The organism is Agarivorans sp. JK6 (assembly GCF_045277145.1).
GTDB lineage: Bacteria > Pseudomonadota > Gammaproteobacteria > Enterobacterales > Celerinatantimonadaceae > Agarivorans > Agarivorans albus.
In genome coordinates this window covers 482,262-494,626 of record NZ_CP113525.1, presented here as the reverse complement: position 1 = coordinate 494,626, position 12,365 = coordinate 482,262, and the positions used below count along the sequence as shown (strand labels likewise).

Here is a 12,365-nt window from a genome sequence, read left to right as displayed (position 1 = left end):
ACTTGTTTAGTGCTGATGACCACCAGCACCATGGGCGTGGCCATGAGAGATCTCTTCTTCACTGGCGGCTCGCACTTCAACTAACTTAATAGCAAAGTCTAGATGCTTGCCTGCATAGGGGTGGTTGGTGTCAATAGTCGCCATAAACTTGCCAACCTTAACTACCGTAACTTGACGTGGGCCTTGCTCTGTTTGCACCACAGCTGGCATACCGGCCTTCCAGTTTTTAGCGCCCTGTAAGTGCTTAACAGAAATTCGCTCCACGGCTTCTTCGTTGCGCACACCGTAGCCATTTTCTGGGGCTAAGCTCAAGGCAACTTCGGCACCGGCTTCTTTACCTTCTAAGCCCTCTTCAATGGCAGGAATCATCGACTTGTGCCCGTGTAAATAAGCTACAGCTTCGCCATTAGTGCTCTCTAATAGAGCACCATCGGTTTCATGTAAGGTATATTCAAAGCGAACCACTGTGTCTTTAGCAACTTTCATAACTATCTCTCAAAATAAACGTTGCCACACTACAACAAAACGCAGCCGCTTTGCCAAGTATTATCAGCAAACGTAGCCGCTACTTAGTTAGCAGACCTAGATCTCAGTCTAAGCGCTGAACAATACAACTCTCGGAGACAGTGGAAAATGCTCTCTTATTAACTTGCTGATTGTCACGAAGCTTAGTGGAAACGTTTACATCTAAGTCCGATTTAGCCAGAGAATTTCTTCTATTGCGTCGTCTTCTTGTGGGTAATAATGACAACTCCATGTCTTTGGCTTGGTAGTCTTGCATTGTGTGCTCCCTGCAACTGGTATTTCTAGTTATTTTAGAGATGATAAACAAACAGCCTAGACGAAGTTTATTACATCTACACCTCGACCTTAGTCTTATATACTTTTTCTTGTAAAAGTTTTCTTGGGTTTAATTAACTTATTCATTTTTTACATACCAGCAATAACCGTGATTTGCTTGATTGAGTCTTTGAAAGCGCTATCATTCACTCAATAACGCTGCAATATTAATCAACAAGGAGGTTGAAACTAGGAGATAGCCGATGAGTATCGACAACGTAGTTCCCTACCCGTCCAACCAAACCCCGTCTAATGCATCGCAAGCATTAATGGAACATTTATTCTCTCTACGCAGCTTGCCACAGCAACATCACATTGATGAGTTAGCCGGCATAAGCCTAAGCATTCGCTCACTTGATCAGCTAAACCAACTGGCCGTACTAAGAGAAACAGCGGAGCGCCAGCAGCTTTTTGAGCATTTCGAATCGAGTTCTTGGTTTGTACAAGAGGGAGGTGACTACCTGTATCGCCCAGAGCTACTTAGATCGGCCCCGCTAACCAAAGTAGTGTTGCTGTTAAAAGAAACACTCACTTATCGCAATTGGAATGATTTACTGCGCTTGGCGCACCCACATTATTTATCTCAGTTGCTAGAGCGATTACGCGATTTTTCAGAGTCTAAGCATACGGCTTAAGTAAACCCAACTAGACAGGCCACATAAAGCTTTTGGTATAAAAGCTCGGCTAAGTTGCCACAGCGAACTTGAAGCTGTGGCTTACTGCTTTAAGCAAACTATAAGGCCAAGCCGAGCGAACTCAGCTCAACCAATATCAACTAGAGCGCTTTGCTAATATACTCGGCCAAGCCATCAAAGCCGCCCAAATGTGGCAACAGCTCTATAGTTAGGCCTGGGTGCTCGTTAGTGGCTTGTTCGATAATACGTGGCAGGTCATTCACCACATGTGTACCAGCGGCTAAAAAGTGCGGATACAAAGTTATTTGCTTAGCGCCAGCCTGGTAACAACGTTCTATCTGTTGTGGAATCGTAGGCTCAACCAATTCCAAAAAAGCAGCATGTACTTGAGAGTAATGACTTAGCTTTTCAGCCAACTGTTTTGCAAGCTCAACCACTTCTTGATTTGATTGAGGACGGCGGCTTCCGTGTGCCACGACCAATAAGGCTTTCATACAATTCCTAAGAGTTACAAGATTAATTCAATTTAGGCGCTAGCCAATTGAGTAGGTATTGCAGGTATCTTACTGAAAGTGTCTAGAGATGGGAAAGGAGATATTGAAGAAAACCAGCCCTCAGAGTTGAGGGCTGGTTTTAAAGAAACTATTTAACAGCGTCTTTTAATGCTTTACCAGCTACAAAGGCAGGTACATTGGCTGCTGCAATTTGAATCTCAGCGCCAGTCTGAGGATTGCGACCAGTGCGCGCTGCACGATGATTAACTTTGAATGTACCAAAGCCGATTAGCTGAACTTGGTCGCCTTCTTTAAGCGCGTCAGTTACTGCACCTAAAGTTGTTTCTAGTGCTAGTTTAGCTTGAGCTTTAGATAGGTCAGCTTTTTCAGCAATAGCATCAATTAGTTCAGTTTTGTTCATAATGTCTAAATCCTTTATGTTCGTTTTTAAATAATCCAGCTTCACTTTAAGAGAAAAAAAAACGCTGCGCAAAGAGTTTTTCTTCTTTAGAGCCTTGTTTGGCGGGGCTTTAACCAATTTATGCGTAAACAGTCACAAAAACACCGCTTAAAAGAGGATTATTCCTTAAGCATTGTCTTCTAAACAGATCCCTAAATTGCTCACACCTTGGTTAGCAGCCAGCGTTTTCAAGGCTTGCATAGACGCTTTGCCTAGTTCAAGTTGCTCGATTAGGTCAAGTAATTCACTTTGAAAAGCCAACTCTTGTATCACTAAATCATGCGCCAAGATCTCTTGTTCTGTTTGTTCTCCAAATTGCAGCTCTAACAAGCTTAAAACACTAGCTAATGAGGTTTGACTAGCTTGTTCAGCTTCTTGACCAGTTGGTTCAAGTAAAGCATTAAATAGGCACTCCACCACCACACAACAATCTAAGGCAGGATAAACGCCATACATGTCGTAACTCTGTGGGTCTGGGATTAAGCTATCAAAGCGCTCACGCTGAGCAGAAAAGTTAATTTTGGTTTTAGGATGAAGCGCGCTTTCCCAAAATAGACTGAGTAATTTGTTAAAGTCACTGTCATGTTCCAGCTCTACAGCTTGGCAAAACAATAAGTAATTTGGCGCCATGCGTTGGCATAAAGCTAAACAATAAAGTGATTGTTGCTTACTGCTTAACTGGGCTAAACGGTCGATATCACAAGGGGTAAGCATGGTTTGCTCCGCACTCAATAAAACGATTAAGATAATCAGGGCTAATTTGCTATGCAGCTTAACACCAGCACGCTTGCTTAGCGAAGTTTAGTCTTATTCAACCACAAGGTGCCCTATGCAAATTACCATTGTAACTCCTCAAGCTCAGCGGTATGTCGAGGCTTTAAGCCCGCGTTTCCCTCAATGCCAATGGTTTTATGCTGAACAAGCAAGCTTGTTGAACAAAGCGGCTTTGGCGAGTGAAATCCTATTAGCTACGCCTAGCGAGGCAGCCAACATCGTCACCCAAATGCCAAACTTGAAATGGTTGCACTCTAGTTTTGCAGGTGTCGATGCGCTACTAAAAAATAACCTACCTCAACACTACATACTTACCAATAGCCGCGGTGTATTTGGCCCGTTGATGAGCGAGTATGTATTTTCTTACCTATTAGCTCACACTCAGCAGCATCAAACTTATCAATATCAACAACAGCAAGCGCTATGGAAAACTCAACCAGGCCTTAGTTTGCAAGGTCTTACATTTTGCAGCGTTGGTAGTGGCAACATTAGCCAACACTTGGCAACCACCGCTAATCATTTTGGCATGCGCACGGTTGCTCTAAGCCATAGCGGCGCAGCCAAAGCACCGTTTACCCAAGTGGCCAACTTTGAACAACATAAACAAATATGTGCCGAAGCTAAAGTAGTGGTTGCGGTGTTGCCTAATACTCCGCAAACCCTTGGTGTATTAAACGAGACGTTTTTTGCCAGCTTGGCCGATGAGGTGGTGTTTTTTAATGTGGGTCGCGGAGACACACTAGACCAAGCGGCATTGCTCGCCTTTTTAAAAGCCAAGCCCAATGCTACCGCTATTTTAGATGTGACTAGCCCAGAACCACTGCCTAAAAACCATCCTTTATGGTCACAAAGCAACTGTATTATTACGCCCCATATTGCAGCGCCCAGCCGAGTGAGCGATATCATTGAGCTATTTGCTAGCAAGTTGGAGAACTATTTAGCAGGGGAAGAATTAACCGATAGAGTAGATTTTTCGAAGGGTTATTAGCTAGAAACGTTAGGCAGCGAAGGCTCGCTGCCCTTAGCGGTGTTTACGAGTCACCTTCAAAAGCAATTTGTTTTTCTAAGTCAAAAGCCGCAAACGCGCGATCTCCCAGAGAGTTAAGCACTTTTACCTCCCCATCAAGAATAGCGATAATAATTTTACCCACTTTATCGTCATTAGGAATAATCACCCGGCCTTTACTGCTTTGGTTTAGCCCCGACAATACCTGCTGTTGCAACAACAACGGGTTATCCTCATCGTAATAAAGCATGGTTACTTTCATAGTAGGTCCCTAAGGCTTAGCCATTTACGTAACAATAGCAACAAATAAACCAACAAATAGCAACTTTAGCCTAGCTAAAGCGCTTCTAGCTATGTACTCAGTTCCGGACGCTGCCTAACAATCCCTTAAAAAACATATTGTTCAAAACAACATCCGTTAATTAACATTAGCATAGCTTTTGTTTAGTGGTTAATGATGGTTTTGCTTTTAAGCATAGCTTATAGTCGACGCTAAAGTTAAATGAAGAGAGAAATCATGGCGTTTAAAGAATACAAAGTTTTAGCAATTACCGAAGGCGCTCTTGGCACCCTGTTTTTAGGCGCATCTGGCATGCCTTTGCAAAAAGTAGAAGCGACCTTAAATAAAGAAGCCGCTGATGGCTGGCAGTTGGTCTTTCAGGTAATCGAAAATCGCCGTTTCTGGCTTTTTTGGAGCCGCGAAACGGTAATTGTCACTTTAGGTCGTTAAAGGTGTTGCATCGCGAGCAAGTAGAACAGCGGCAAGAGCAATTGCGGGCGCAAATTGCTCTGTTGCCCCAAGAGCAACGCAAGCATTTTTATCAGCGCTGGCAAAAACAAGTGAAAGATCCCGACAGTTACGCGGTGCTTAACTACCTGTTATTAGCTGGCTTGCATCATTTTTATTTGGGGAAATGGCTACGTGGTGCGGTTAATTTAGTAATATCCATAATTGCAATACTACTGGTAGCCTTAGGTGCTGGGCTGCTTGGTTTAGGCTTATTGGTGGCAATTACAATAGTAGAACTGCCTGCTCTATTTCGCTCCGAATTAGTGGTGTTAGATTATAACAACCAACAAATGCAGCAATTATTAGAGCAGGTTAAATCGGCTTAATCTTTTGGCCCTTTAACTAACCACAGTAAAAAGCCAGCCAATGGCAGCAAGCAAATCAAAAATACCCACAAATACTTACGCCCTACTTCAGCGCTACTTTTTATGATTTTTACGATGGCAAATACATCACACACCAAAATGGTGATAGCTAACAGTAACGACATGCATACTCCTTGTTGAAATCGGGCTTATTCTAAATCAATTTGACGGCGTAAGTTGAAAAGAATTTGTTGGCGAGCTTTCGCAGCTTCATCGTCTGGCTGTAGGCTTATTTTTTGGGTCACCATTTGCAACTCAAAGTACAACCAACTTCTCACAAAAACGCTATAACGCGTGTCTAAACCAAAAGCGACTAAACGCGCATAATCTTGCTCGGGAGGATCTTGATAAAGGCCTTCTCGAGACTCCACCAGCACTTCGCCCAAATACTCTTGAGATACCTCATCGTTTGCATAAGCGCCATAAATACTACTCAAGGAAAACAATATGCCCAACATCAACTGCTTCATATATAAAACCTTATTCTGTGAGTAACTTAATTGCCATTATTAGCAACAATAGTGCAAAGGCTTGTTTCAAGCGTCGCGCTGGCAAGCGATACGCCAAACGACTGCCCAAACGAGCAAAAATAGAACTGGTTAATACTATGCCACACCATGCCGGCAAATAAACATAACCCAAACTCCAGCTAGGTAGTTCGGCAAGATGCCAACCGTTGTAGATATAAGATATCGTGCCTACCAGCGCAATGGGTAAGCCACATACCGCAGAAATTGCCACGGCTTTGGGGGCCGGCACACCAAACCAGCTAAGGCTAGGAAAGGTTATGGTACCGCCACCAATGCCAAACATTGCTGAAATGCTTCCTACCAGTGTGCCTAACAGTCCTGTACCAAGCGGCCCTGGTAAACTTTTTTGTGCCTTAGGAGTGCGACCAAACGCCATGTACGCAGCCATAAACAGCAAAAAGCCAGCAAAATAAGCACTTAAGTGATCGGCGTGTAATTGTGTAGCAAGCCAAGCGCCAAACATTGAGCCAACAATTAAACCAATGCCTAAACGATTCACTACTTGCCAGTCAATCGAGCCTCGGCAGTAATGGGCATAGCTGGCACTACTTGCGGTAACAATAATCGACGCTAAAGAGGTACCAATTGCGAGATGAATGGCTGAATCACTGGCAAAGCCCATTGCGCCAAAGCTACCAATTAACACCGGGACAATAACTAGACCGCCGCCAATACCAAACAGTCCCGACATCAAGCCAGCAATGGCACCAATAAGCAGAAAGCTTAAAAACATCACAACAATTACAGCGCTATTTGTTTAGTTAATGCGCTCAGTCTGCGTTAAGCGTAAAGGTTGCGCAAGATTTTCTGGTTCGCTTTTAGAAAAATGCGAAGAAATATAAGGATGTAGATTCGATTCACCAACACTTTTTAGTTTGTAGGTGACAACAACGATCAGCACTAATACAACAACAATGCTTATTTGTAGTGGGGATTTCATAACATCAAGCTCTCTGTTACGGGTATAAACGAACTTCATCCGTAAAGAGTTCTAAGACGCTCACTATAGCAAATTAACTTGCAATAGCGAGCGATTTTCAGTGTAACAACCAAGCATACTGCTTATATGTGTTATTTAACTTTGTAATATGTGGGCGGAGCGACACAAAAATCTATTTATGGTATTTAGCACTAAACTCATGCACAGCATCAATAAATGCCCCAGCATGCGCTGGGTTTACGTCTGGGTGAATACCGTGACCTAAGTTAAATACATGGCCACTACCCTCACCAAAGCCTGCCAGAATAGTTTGTACTTCTTCACGAATCCGCTCTACTGGCGCATACAACATTGATGGGTCCATATTGCCTTGCAGGGCAACCTTGTCGCCGACGCGCTTTTTAGCGTCTTCGATATTTATAGTCCAATCTAGGCCTACCGCATCACAACCAGTAGCAGCAATTTGCTCTAACCACTGGCCGCCATTTTTAGTAAACAAAGTCACCGGCACTGCTTGGCCATTAACACTGCGGGTTAAACCACTCACGATTTTATGCATGTATTGCAACGAGAACTCGTTGTAATCACGTGGCGACAACACCCCGCCCCATGTATCAAATACCATCACCGATTGTGCACCAGCAGCGATTTGGGCGTTCAGATAAAGAATTACTGAGTCAGCCAGTTTATCTAACAACATATGCAGGGTCTTTGGCTCACTAAAGGCCATTTTCTTAATACCTGCAAAAGATTTGGTTGTACCGCCTTCAACCATGTAAGTCGCCAAAGTCCAGGGACTACCAGAGAAGCCAATCAAAGGCACTTCACCTTTTAGCTCACGTTTAATGGTGCGAACTGCATTCATTACGTAACCCAGCTCTTGCTCAGGATCTGGCACACCTAAGGCCTCTACCTGCGCTTTGCTAGTAACAGGGCGTTCAAACTTAGGGCCTTCTCCAGTCGAGAAGTACAAACCTAAGCCCATAGCATCGGGAATGGTAAGTATGTCTGAAAATAAAATGGCGGCATCTAGATCAAAACGGCGTAAAGGCTGCAAGGTAACTTCACAGGCTAAATCGGCATCACGGCATACCGACATAAAATCACCGGCACCAGCGCGAACCTCGCGATACTCTGGTAAGTAACGCCCGGCTTGACGCATCATCCAAACTGGTGTCACATCAACTGGCTGCTTTAACAGTGCGCGCAAATAGCGATCGTTTTTGAGTTCCGACATACCTTTCCCAATTATCTAAAATTTTAGCTAGAGCATTGTAACTAGCTGCCTTAACAACTCAAGCCTTTAGCACTAGCAATGGGTAATTCTGCACCGGATTATCACTAATTGTGGGTAACTTGCTCACTCCAATGGTCAATCATTTCGCGAGCAATGGTGCCAGGTGGTGGCAAATGTGGCAGTTGGCTTACATCAAACCACTGTGCGTCGGCTAATTCTCGACGGTCTATCTGTATTTCGCCCTCATCGTATTCAGCAAAATAAGCGGCCATTAAAGAATGCGGGAATGCCCAAGGCTGACTTTTCCAATAGCGCAGATTTTTTATCCGTAAGCCTGTCTCTTCGCGTACCTCACGGTGAACAGTATGCTCAAGAGTTTCGCCCGCTTCCACAAAGCCAGCAATGGCTGTGTAAATCGGTTGTTCTTGTTTTTGATGACGCCGATGATTAGCCAACAGCACTTTATTACCATGACTAATTAATACAATAATGCTCGGCGAAATACGTGGGTAAGCGCGAAAGCCACATTGTTGGCATTGCATTGCCAGTTCCCAGTCCACTCGCTCTAAAGCCTCTCCACAACTGCCACAAAAACGATGCGTTTTAAGAAACAAGGCAAATTGTTGGGCTTTTCCCACTAAGTCAAACAGCTGGCTATTTAATACCGCCATGCTGGCACGTAGTTCTATCCACTCACCCATGCCTAAATCAATAGGCTCGGCAAGTTCAAGCCGTAAACATGCTTCCCCCTGATAATGGGAAAAACGTTCAACTTTGGAAAAATCCAAGTCAGGCAATGGTAAATCTTCAACATCGCCATAGGGGATCCGCTCCCCTTGAGGAATAACTAATATTTGGTTACCACAGGTGAAAAACCACCAGCCAAATTGCTTATTCACGGTTGATCCTTTTTATCGCGCGCTTGCTCAATTAGCGAATAATGACCAAGCTTACACTACATAACAAGCTTTTCCCGACTGACAAATGTTTAGCCAAGCCGCACTTAAACTAAATATCGGTTGACGAAAGCCGCGATTTTATTTAGTTATAGTTACATAAATTAGGGAACTAGGAGCAAGGGCGATGCTAAGCAAACTAGAACAAGCTCAAGCCAAATGGGGAGGCGCCAGTCAAGTTATTGATGCTTGGCTAGATGCCAGAAAACAATTGCTCATCGCTTATTGTGAATTAGCAGGGCTGCCACCTTACGACAGTGACGAACGCTCTTTACCCGCACTGCCTCAAATTACCCAGTTTTGCCAACAGTTAGTTGACTACGCCTCGACTGGACATTTTGAGATCTACGAGCAAATCGTTAGTGAATGTGCCAACGATGGCGATACTCTTCCAGGAGAAAAGCTGCTCCCTCAAATCACCGAAACAACCGACACTGCCCTAGCCTTTAATGATAAGTACGCTGAGGTTAACGAAGATTTAGAACTTGGTAGTTTTGATAGAGATTTATCACTACTGGGTCAAGAGATGGAAGTTCGCTTTGCTATCGAAGATGAGTTACTGGATCATCTTTACCAACATAGCCAGCAAAGCGCAGCCGCAGAATAACTTTAAGTAAAGGCCTATGACGGCCTTTATTATATTTTGCTTAGCCAAAAAAAACGCAGCACCTAGTGCTGCGTTTTTTGTTTAACTTAACGCTTACTTAGCTAGCTGGCGTTTCTTCAGCTGGAGCATCAGCTTTCTCGATGTCGATTAGCTCAACTTCGAATACCAAGATAGAGTTTGGTGGAATGCTACCAGCACCGTTTTCACCGTAACCTAACTCAGAAGGGATGAAGAATTTGTACTTCGCACCTTTAGACATTAGCTGAACGCCTTCTGTCCAACCAGGAATTACACGGTTAAGTGGGAATGTTGCTGGCTCGCCGCGGTCGTAAGAACTATCAAAAGTAGAACCGTCAGTTAGGGTGCCTTTGTAGTGAACAGTTACAGTATCTGCTGCACTTGGCTTATCGCCTTCTGCATCAGTTAGCACTTCAAATTGAAGACCTGAATCAGTAACCGTTACGCCTTCACGCGCTGCATTATCAGCTAGGTACTTATCGCTTTCTGCTTTAGCTGCTGCTGCATCTTCAGCAGCTTTTGCTTCAACTAAACCCGCTAGTTTTTCGTCTAGTGCTTTAAGAGAAGCTTGAATATCTTCTTCAGACATAGCAACTTCGCCGCTAAGTCCATCTTGCATACCTTTAAGAACCAATGCGTTGTCTAATTCAAGACCAAGCTCTTTTTGCTGTTCTAGAGTTGTCGCAATGTAGCGAGAAACAGACGCACCAATCGCGTATGCTTGCTGCTGGTCTACATTTTCTAAGGCAACTTGCGCTGCCGCTGGAGCTTCAGCTTTTTCTTCCTGACAGCCAGTTACGGCAAAAATCGAGGCGGCTAAAACCGACACGGCAAAATACTTTTTCATTCATTTATCTCCAATAGAGTCGCATTAAATCTGTGGCATTGCGTGCAAGATCATTATGAATAATTAAACACTTAGCCGACAAAGCCCTTATACTAACCCTATTAGTCAACACAACCTAGTGACAGTTCCGTAAAAAAACGTAAAAAAATGACATTTATTAAGTTGTTTGTGATTTATGGCATCGCTTTGCTACTCAGCAGTTGTAGTGACGATGCTCCCCCGCTAAGTAGCTGGCAACAAGCTACCGACGGTGCTTATGCTGCCGATTTTTCGAGTGATGGTAGCTTGAGTTTGGTTTCTTCTATTCATCATGGTTTAAGCCTTTGGGATGTAAAGCAACAACGTCAGCTGTTTCAATGGGATCATCAAAACCAGCAAAATAACCAAGTATTTTTAGTTAAAATTGCCGAAGGCCAACAGTTTGCTATTAGCGCCAGTCGTGATGATTTTGTGGTGTGGGACATAAATAGCGGACAAGCGCTAGGCTATTGGAAGCTTAGTGAATCAAGCATCCGTGATATCGCGTTATCGAGTAATGGTCAGCAGGTACTTATTGGCCTAGGCGATGGCAAAGTTATTCACCTTAACTTGGTATCTGGCCGCCGCTTAGAGTTTTTAGGCCACAGCGAAAAAATCAACGCTGTTGCGCTGTCGGCCAACGGGCGCTATGCGCTCACCGGCGGCAACGACTACCAAGCTTTATTTTGGGATACCCAAACCGCGCAAGTTATTTTGCGTTTCCCTCATCAAGGACGCGTTTCCTCGGTGGCTTTAGAATCTGACGGAAAGTATGCCTTTACTTCTGACAACGGCAAACTTGCGCGAGTATGGGCCTTACCTAGCGGCGAGCAAGTGAGTAAGCTCAAGCTCACTGCCAGACAAAACATATTCTCTTACGTTAGCTTTACTAATAATGGTGAATGGCTAATCACCGGTTCAGCTGCCAGAAAGCTTAGCCTTTGGCATGTTGCCAGTGGCCAAGCCTTACAAGATTGGTTGGTCACCCCTACCAAGAAAACCCGCCCCAAAAGCGCTGTTGTGTATAGTGCAGCGATGCTTGATAATGGCCAACTAGCGAGCGCAAGCTCCAGTGGGTTAGTCGAAATTTGGCAGGTTAAAAAGTAGTATGAATCAGCAAGAATTAGAAAGTGTTATTGAACGCTTAGAAACAAAACTGGCCTTTCAAGAGGACACTATCGAGCAACTAAACCTTGCATTGCAAAGCCAACAAAGCCAATTAGAGACCTTAGAGCACCAGTTTAAATTGATTCGCGCCAAACTGTTTGAAGGTGATGGCAGCGCAGCAGTTGCTCCGCAAGAACAAGAAACGCCTCCTCCTCACTATTAAGCGCGGCCATGTCTCATTCATTTCGTTTAGCCCAGCAGGCCGATCTGCCCAGCATCGTTGAGATCTATAACTCAACGATAGCCTCACGCAAAGTAACGGCAGACACAGAGCCACAAACGGTGACCTCTCGCCAAGCTTGGTTTGAGCAGCACCAAAATCCTAAGCGCCCCTTATATGTGCTAGAACAAAAAGGAGAGGTGATTGCTTGGTTAAGTTTTAGTGATTTTTATGGTCGGCCAGCCTACCAACATAGTGCTGAGATAAGTTTATATCTAGCAGAAAGCCAACGTGGTAAAGGTTTAGGCGGTAAGTTGTTAATTGAGGCCGAAAGCTTAGCCCAAGAGCTAGGAATAGAAATCCTACTTGCCTTCATATTTAGTCACAATACCCCTAGCCTAGCCCTATTCGAAAAGCTTGAATATCAACGTTGGGGTCAACTGCCTAATGTAGCCCGAATGGATCAGCAAGACTTCAGCTTAACAATACTGGGGAAATCTCTCACTTAAAGTCAGATGAGC

21 protein-coding genes are annotated in these 12,365 nt (G+C 44.2%); 8 read left to right on the top strand and 13 right to left on the bottom strand.

The window, feature by feature from the left end; translation table 11 throughout:
• Positions 1-6: 6 nt before the first annotated feature.
• Positions 7-486: a peptidylprolyl isomerase gene (locus tag OV592_RS02390; protein WP_220719202.1), complete on the bottom strand. Its 480-nt coding sequence runs from the start codon at positions 484-486 to the stop codon at positions 7-9.
• Between the two features lie 103 nt (positions 487-589).
• Positions 590-781 carry a hypothetical protein gene (locus OV592_RS02385; RefSeq protein ID WP_406610258.1) on the bottom strand — a complete coding sequence of 64 codons (192 nt, stop codon included), beginning with the start codon at positions 779-781 and terminating at the stop codon, positions 590-592.
• A gap of 262 nt (positions 782-1,043) precedes the next feature.
• Here OV592_RS02385 and OV592_RS02380 point away from each other — a divergent pair, with 262 nt between their 5' ends.
• Positions 1,044-1,475, top strand: a complete 432-nt coding sequence (locus OV592_RS02380) for a hypothetical protein (RefSeq protein ID WP_016402102.1) — start codon at positions 1,044-1,046, stop codon at positions 1,473-1,475.
• Positions 1,476-1,615: 140 nt separating this feature from the next.
• Here OV592_RS02380 and OV592_RS02375 read toward each other — a convergent pair whose 3' ends face one another.
• The 3 genes from OV592_RS02375 to OV592_RS02365 form a co-directional block, all read right to left on the bottom strand.
• Positions 1,616-1,969 (bottom strand): sirohydrochlorin chelatase, encoded by a 354-nt coding sequence (locus OV592_RS02375; RefSeq protein ID WP_406610257.1) that lies wholly within the window; start codon positions 1,967-1,969, stop codon positions 1,616-1,618.
• Positions 1,970-2,117: 148 nt separating this feature from the next.
• Entirely contained in the window at positions 2,118-2,390 is a 273-nt protein-coding gene (gene hupA / locus OV592_RS02370; protein ID WP_016402104.1) for a nucleoid-associated protein HU-alpha, read from the bottom strand.
• 165 nt (positions 2,391-2,555) lie between these two features.
• Entirely contained in the window at positions 2,556-3,143 is a 588-nt protein-coding gene (locus OV592_RS02365) for a YjaG family protein (RefSeq protein WP_406610256.1), read from the bottom strand.
• Positions 3,144-3,258: 115 nt separating this feature from the next.
• On the opposite strand from OV592_RS02365, the gene OV592_RS02360 reads away from it, so the two are divergent.
• Positions 3,259-4,191 carry a D-2-hydroxyacid dehydrogenase gene (locus OV592_RS02360; protein WP_406610255.1) on the top strand — a complete coding sequence of 311 codons (933 nt, stop codon included), beginning with the start codon at positions 3,259-3,261 and terminating at the stop codon, positions 4,189-4,191.
• A gap of 43 nt (positions 4,192-4,234) precedes the next feature.
• Here OV592_RS02360 and OV592_RS02355 read toward each other — a convergent pair whose 3' ends face one another.
• Positions 4,235-4,471: a TIGR02922 family protein gene (locus OV592_RS02355; protein WP_016402107.1), complete on the bottom strand. Its 237-nt coding sequence runs from the start codon at positions 4,469-4,471 to the stop codon at positions 4,235-4,237.
• A 255-nt stretch (positions 4,472-4,726) separates the two neighbouring features.
• Between OV592_RS02355 and OV592_RS02350 the strand changes: the two genes are divergently transcribed.
• Entirely contained in the window at positions 4,727-4,939 is a 213-nt protein-coding gene (locus OV592_RS02350) for a DUF4177 domain-containing protein (protein WP_016402108.1), read from the top strand.
• A gap of 2 nt (positions 4,940-4,941) precedes the next feature.
• A complete protein-coding gene (locus OV592_RS02345; RefSeq protein WP_406610254.1) occupies positions 4,942-5,325 on the top strand; it encodes a TM2 domain-containing protein in 384 nt (127 codons plus the stop codon).
• On the opposite strand, the gene OV592_RS02340 is transcribed toward OV592_RS02345, so the two are convergent.
• The 6 genes from OV592_RS02340 to nudC form a co-directional block, all read right to left on the bottom strand.
• On the bottom strand, positions 5,322-5,489 hold the full coding sequence (locus tag OV592_RS02340) for a PLDc N-terminal domain-containing protein (RefSeq protein WP_016402110.1): 168 nt from the start codon (positions 5,487-5,489) through the stop codon (positions 5,322-5,324). The two genes, OV592_RS02345 and OV592_RS02340, sit on opposite strands and share 4 nt — an antisense overlap.
• A 24-nt stretch (positions 5,490-5,513) precedes the next feature.
• Positions 5,514-5,834 carry a hypothetical protein gene (locus tag OV592_RS02335; RefSeq protein WP_016402111.1) on the bottom strand — a complete coding sequence of 107 codons (321 nt, stop codon included), beginning with the start codon at positions 5,832-5,834 and terminating at the stop codon, positions 5,514-5,516.
• A 10-nt stretch (positions 5,835-5,844) separates the two neighbouring features.
• The gene (locus OV592_RS02330; RefSeq protein WP_406610253.1) at positions 5,845-6,627 is read right to left on the bottom strand and encodes a sulfite exporter TauE/SafE family protein; all 783 of its coding nucleotides are present in this window, start codon (positions 6,625-6,627) and stop codon (positions 5,845-5,847) included.
• 24 nt (positions 6,628-6,651) lie between these two features.
• On the bottom strand, positions 6,652-6,834 hold the full coding sequence (locus OV592_RS02325) for a hypothetical protein (protein WP_016402113.1): 183 nt from the start codon (positions 6,832-6,834) through the stop codon (positions 6,652-6,654).
• A 172-nt stretch (positions 6,835-7,006) separates the two neighbouring features.
• Complete coding sequence (gene hemE / locus OV592_RS02320; RefSeq protein WP_406610252.1) at positions 7,007-8,071, bottom strand: uroporphyrinogen decarboxylase; 1,065 nt, start codon at positions 8,069-8,071, stop codon at positions 7,007-7,009.
• Between the two features lie 104 nt (positions 8,072-8,175).
• Positions 8,176-8,970, bottom strand: coding sequence for an NAD(+) diphosphatase (gene nudC, locus OV592_RS02315; protein WP_249483406.1), 795 nt, complete (start codon positions 8,968-8,970; stop codon positions 8,176-8,178).
• A gap of 184 nt (positions 8,971-9,154) precedes the next feature.
• Here nudC and rsd point away from each other — a divergent pair, with 184 nt between their 5' ends.
• On the top strand, positions 9,155-9,634 hold the full coding sequence (rsd, locus tag OV592_RS02310) for a sigma D regulator (RefSeq protein WP_406610251.1): 480 nt from the start codon (positions 9,155-9,157) through the stop codon (positions 9,632-9,634).
• A gap of 97 nt (positions 9,635-9,731) precedes the next feature.
• On the opposite strand, the gene fkpA is transcribed toward rsd, so the two are convergent.
• Positions 9,732-10,499 carry an FKBP-type peptidyl-prolyl cis-trans isomerase gene (fkpA, locus tag OV592_RS02305; protein WP_016402117.1) on the bottom strand — a complete coding sequence of 256 codons (768 nt, stop codon included), beginning with the start codon at positions 10,497-10,499 and terminating at the stop codon, positions 9,732-9,734.
• A gap of 147 nt (positions 10,500-10,646) precedes the next feature.
• Here fkpA and OV592_RS02300 point away from each other — a divergent pair, with 147 nt between their 5' ends.
• Genes OV592_RS02300 through OV592_RS02290 form a run of 3 tightly spaced genes read left to right on the top strand, consistent with a single transcriptional unit; the run spans position 10,647 to position 12,353 of the window.
• A complete protein-coding gene (locus tag OV592_RS02300) occupies positions 10,647-11,624 on the top strand; it encodes a WD40 repeat domain-containing protein (RefSeq protein WP_016402118.1) in 978 nt (325 codons plus the stop codon).
• Between the two features lies 1 nt (position 11,625).
• Positions 11,626-11,847 carry a SlyX family protein gene (locus tag OV592_RS02295; protein WP_016402119.1) on the top strand — a complete coding sequence of 74 codons (222 nt, stop codon included), beginning with the start codon at positions 11,626-11,628 and terminating at the stop codon, positions 11,845-11,847.
• An 8-nt stretch (positions 11,848-11,855) separates the two neighbouring features.
• Entirely contained in the window at positions 11,856-12,353 is a 498-nt protein-coding gene (locus OV592_RS02290) for a GNAT family N-acetyltransferase (protein ID WP_016402120.1), read from the top strand.
• Positions 12,354-12,365: the final 12 nt, after the last annotated feature.

What these genes read in the sequence shown, in the direction of transcription:
- OV592_RS02390 (WP_220719202.1), bottom strand. Translation starts at nt 486, where the DNA reads ATGAAAGTTGCTAAAGACACAGTGGTTCGCTTTGAATATACCTTACAT.
- OV592_RS02385 (WP_406610258.1), bottom strand. Translation starts at nt 781, where the DNA reads ATGCAAGACTACCAAGCCAAAGACATGGAGTTGTCATTATTACCCACA.
- OV592_RS02380 (WP_016402102.1), top strand. Translation starts at nt 1,044, where the DNA reads ATGAGTATCGACAACGTAGTTCCCTACCCGTCCAACCAAACCCCGTCT.
- OV592_RS02375 (WP_406610257.1), bottom strand. Translation starts at nt 1,969, where the DNA reads ATGAAAGCCTTATTGGTCGTGGCACACGGAAGCCGCCGTCCTCAATCA.
- hupA (WP_016402104.1), bottom strand. Translation starts at nt 2,390, where the DNA reads ATGAACAAAACTGAACTAATTGATGCTATTGCTGAAAAAGCTGACCTA.
- OV592_RS02365 (WP_406610256.1), bottom strand. Translation starts at nt 3,143, where the DNA reads ATGCTTACCCCTTGTGATATCGACCGTTTAGCCCAGTTAAGCAGTAAG.
- OV592_RS02360 (WP_406610255.1), top strand. Translation starts at nt 3,259, where the DNA reads ATGCAAATTACCATTGTAACTCCTCAAGCTCAGCGGTATGTCGAGGCT.
- OV592_RS02355 (WP_016402107.1), bottom strand. Translation starts at nt 4,471, where the DNA reads ATGAAAGTAACCATGCTTTATTACGATGAGGATAACCCGTTGTTGTTG.
- OV592_RS02350 (WP_016402108.1), top strand. Translation starts at nt 4,727, where the DNA reads ATGGCGTTTAAAGAATACAAAGTTTTAGCAATTACCGAAGGCGCTCTT.
- OV592_RS02340 (WP_016402110.1), bottom strand. Translation starts at nt 5,489, where the DNA reads ATGTCGTTACTGTTAGCTATCACCATTTTGGTGTGTGATGTATTTGCC.
- OV592_RS02335 (WP_016402111.1), bottom strand. Translation starts at nt 5,834, where the DNA reads ATGAAGCAGTTGATGTTGGGCATATTGTTTTCCTTGAGTAGTATTTAT.
- OV592_RS02330 (WP_406610253.1), bottom strand. Translation starts at nt 6,627, where the DNA reads ATGTTTTTAAGCTTTCTGCTTATTGGTGCCATTGCTGGCTTGATGTCG.
- OV592_RS02325 (WP_016402113.1), bottom strand. Translation starts at nt 6,834, where the DNA reads ATGAAATCCCCACTACAAATAAGCATTGTTGTTGTATTAGTGCTGATC.
- hemE (WP_406610252.1), bottom strand. Translation starts at nt 8,071, where the DNA reads ATGTCGGAACTCAAAAACGATCGCTATTTGCGCGCACTGTTAAAGCAG.
- rsd (WP_406610251.1), top strand. Translation starts at nt 9,155, where the DNA reads ATGCTAAGCAAACTAGAACAAGCTCAAGCCAAATGGGGAGGCGCCAGT.
- fkpA (WP_016402117.1), bottom strand. Translation starts at nt 10,499, where the DNA reads ATGAAAAAGTATTTTGCCGTGTCGGTTTTAGCCGCCTCGATTTTTGCC.
- OV592_RS02300 (WP_016402118.1), top strand. Translation starts at nt 10,647, where the DNA reads ATGACATTTATTAAGTTGTTTGTGATTTATGGCATCGCTTTGCTACTC.
- OV592_RS02295 (WP_016402119.1), top strand. Translation starts at nt 11,626, where the DNA reads ATGAATCAGCAAGAATTAGAAAGTGTTATTGAACGCTTAGAAACAAAA.
- OV592_RS02290 (WP_016402120.1), top strand. Translation starts at nt 11,856, where the DNA reads ATGTCTCATTCATTTCGTTTAGCCCAGCAGGCCGATCTGCCCAGCATC.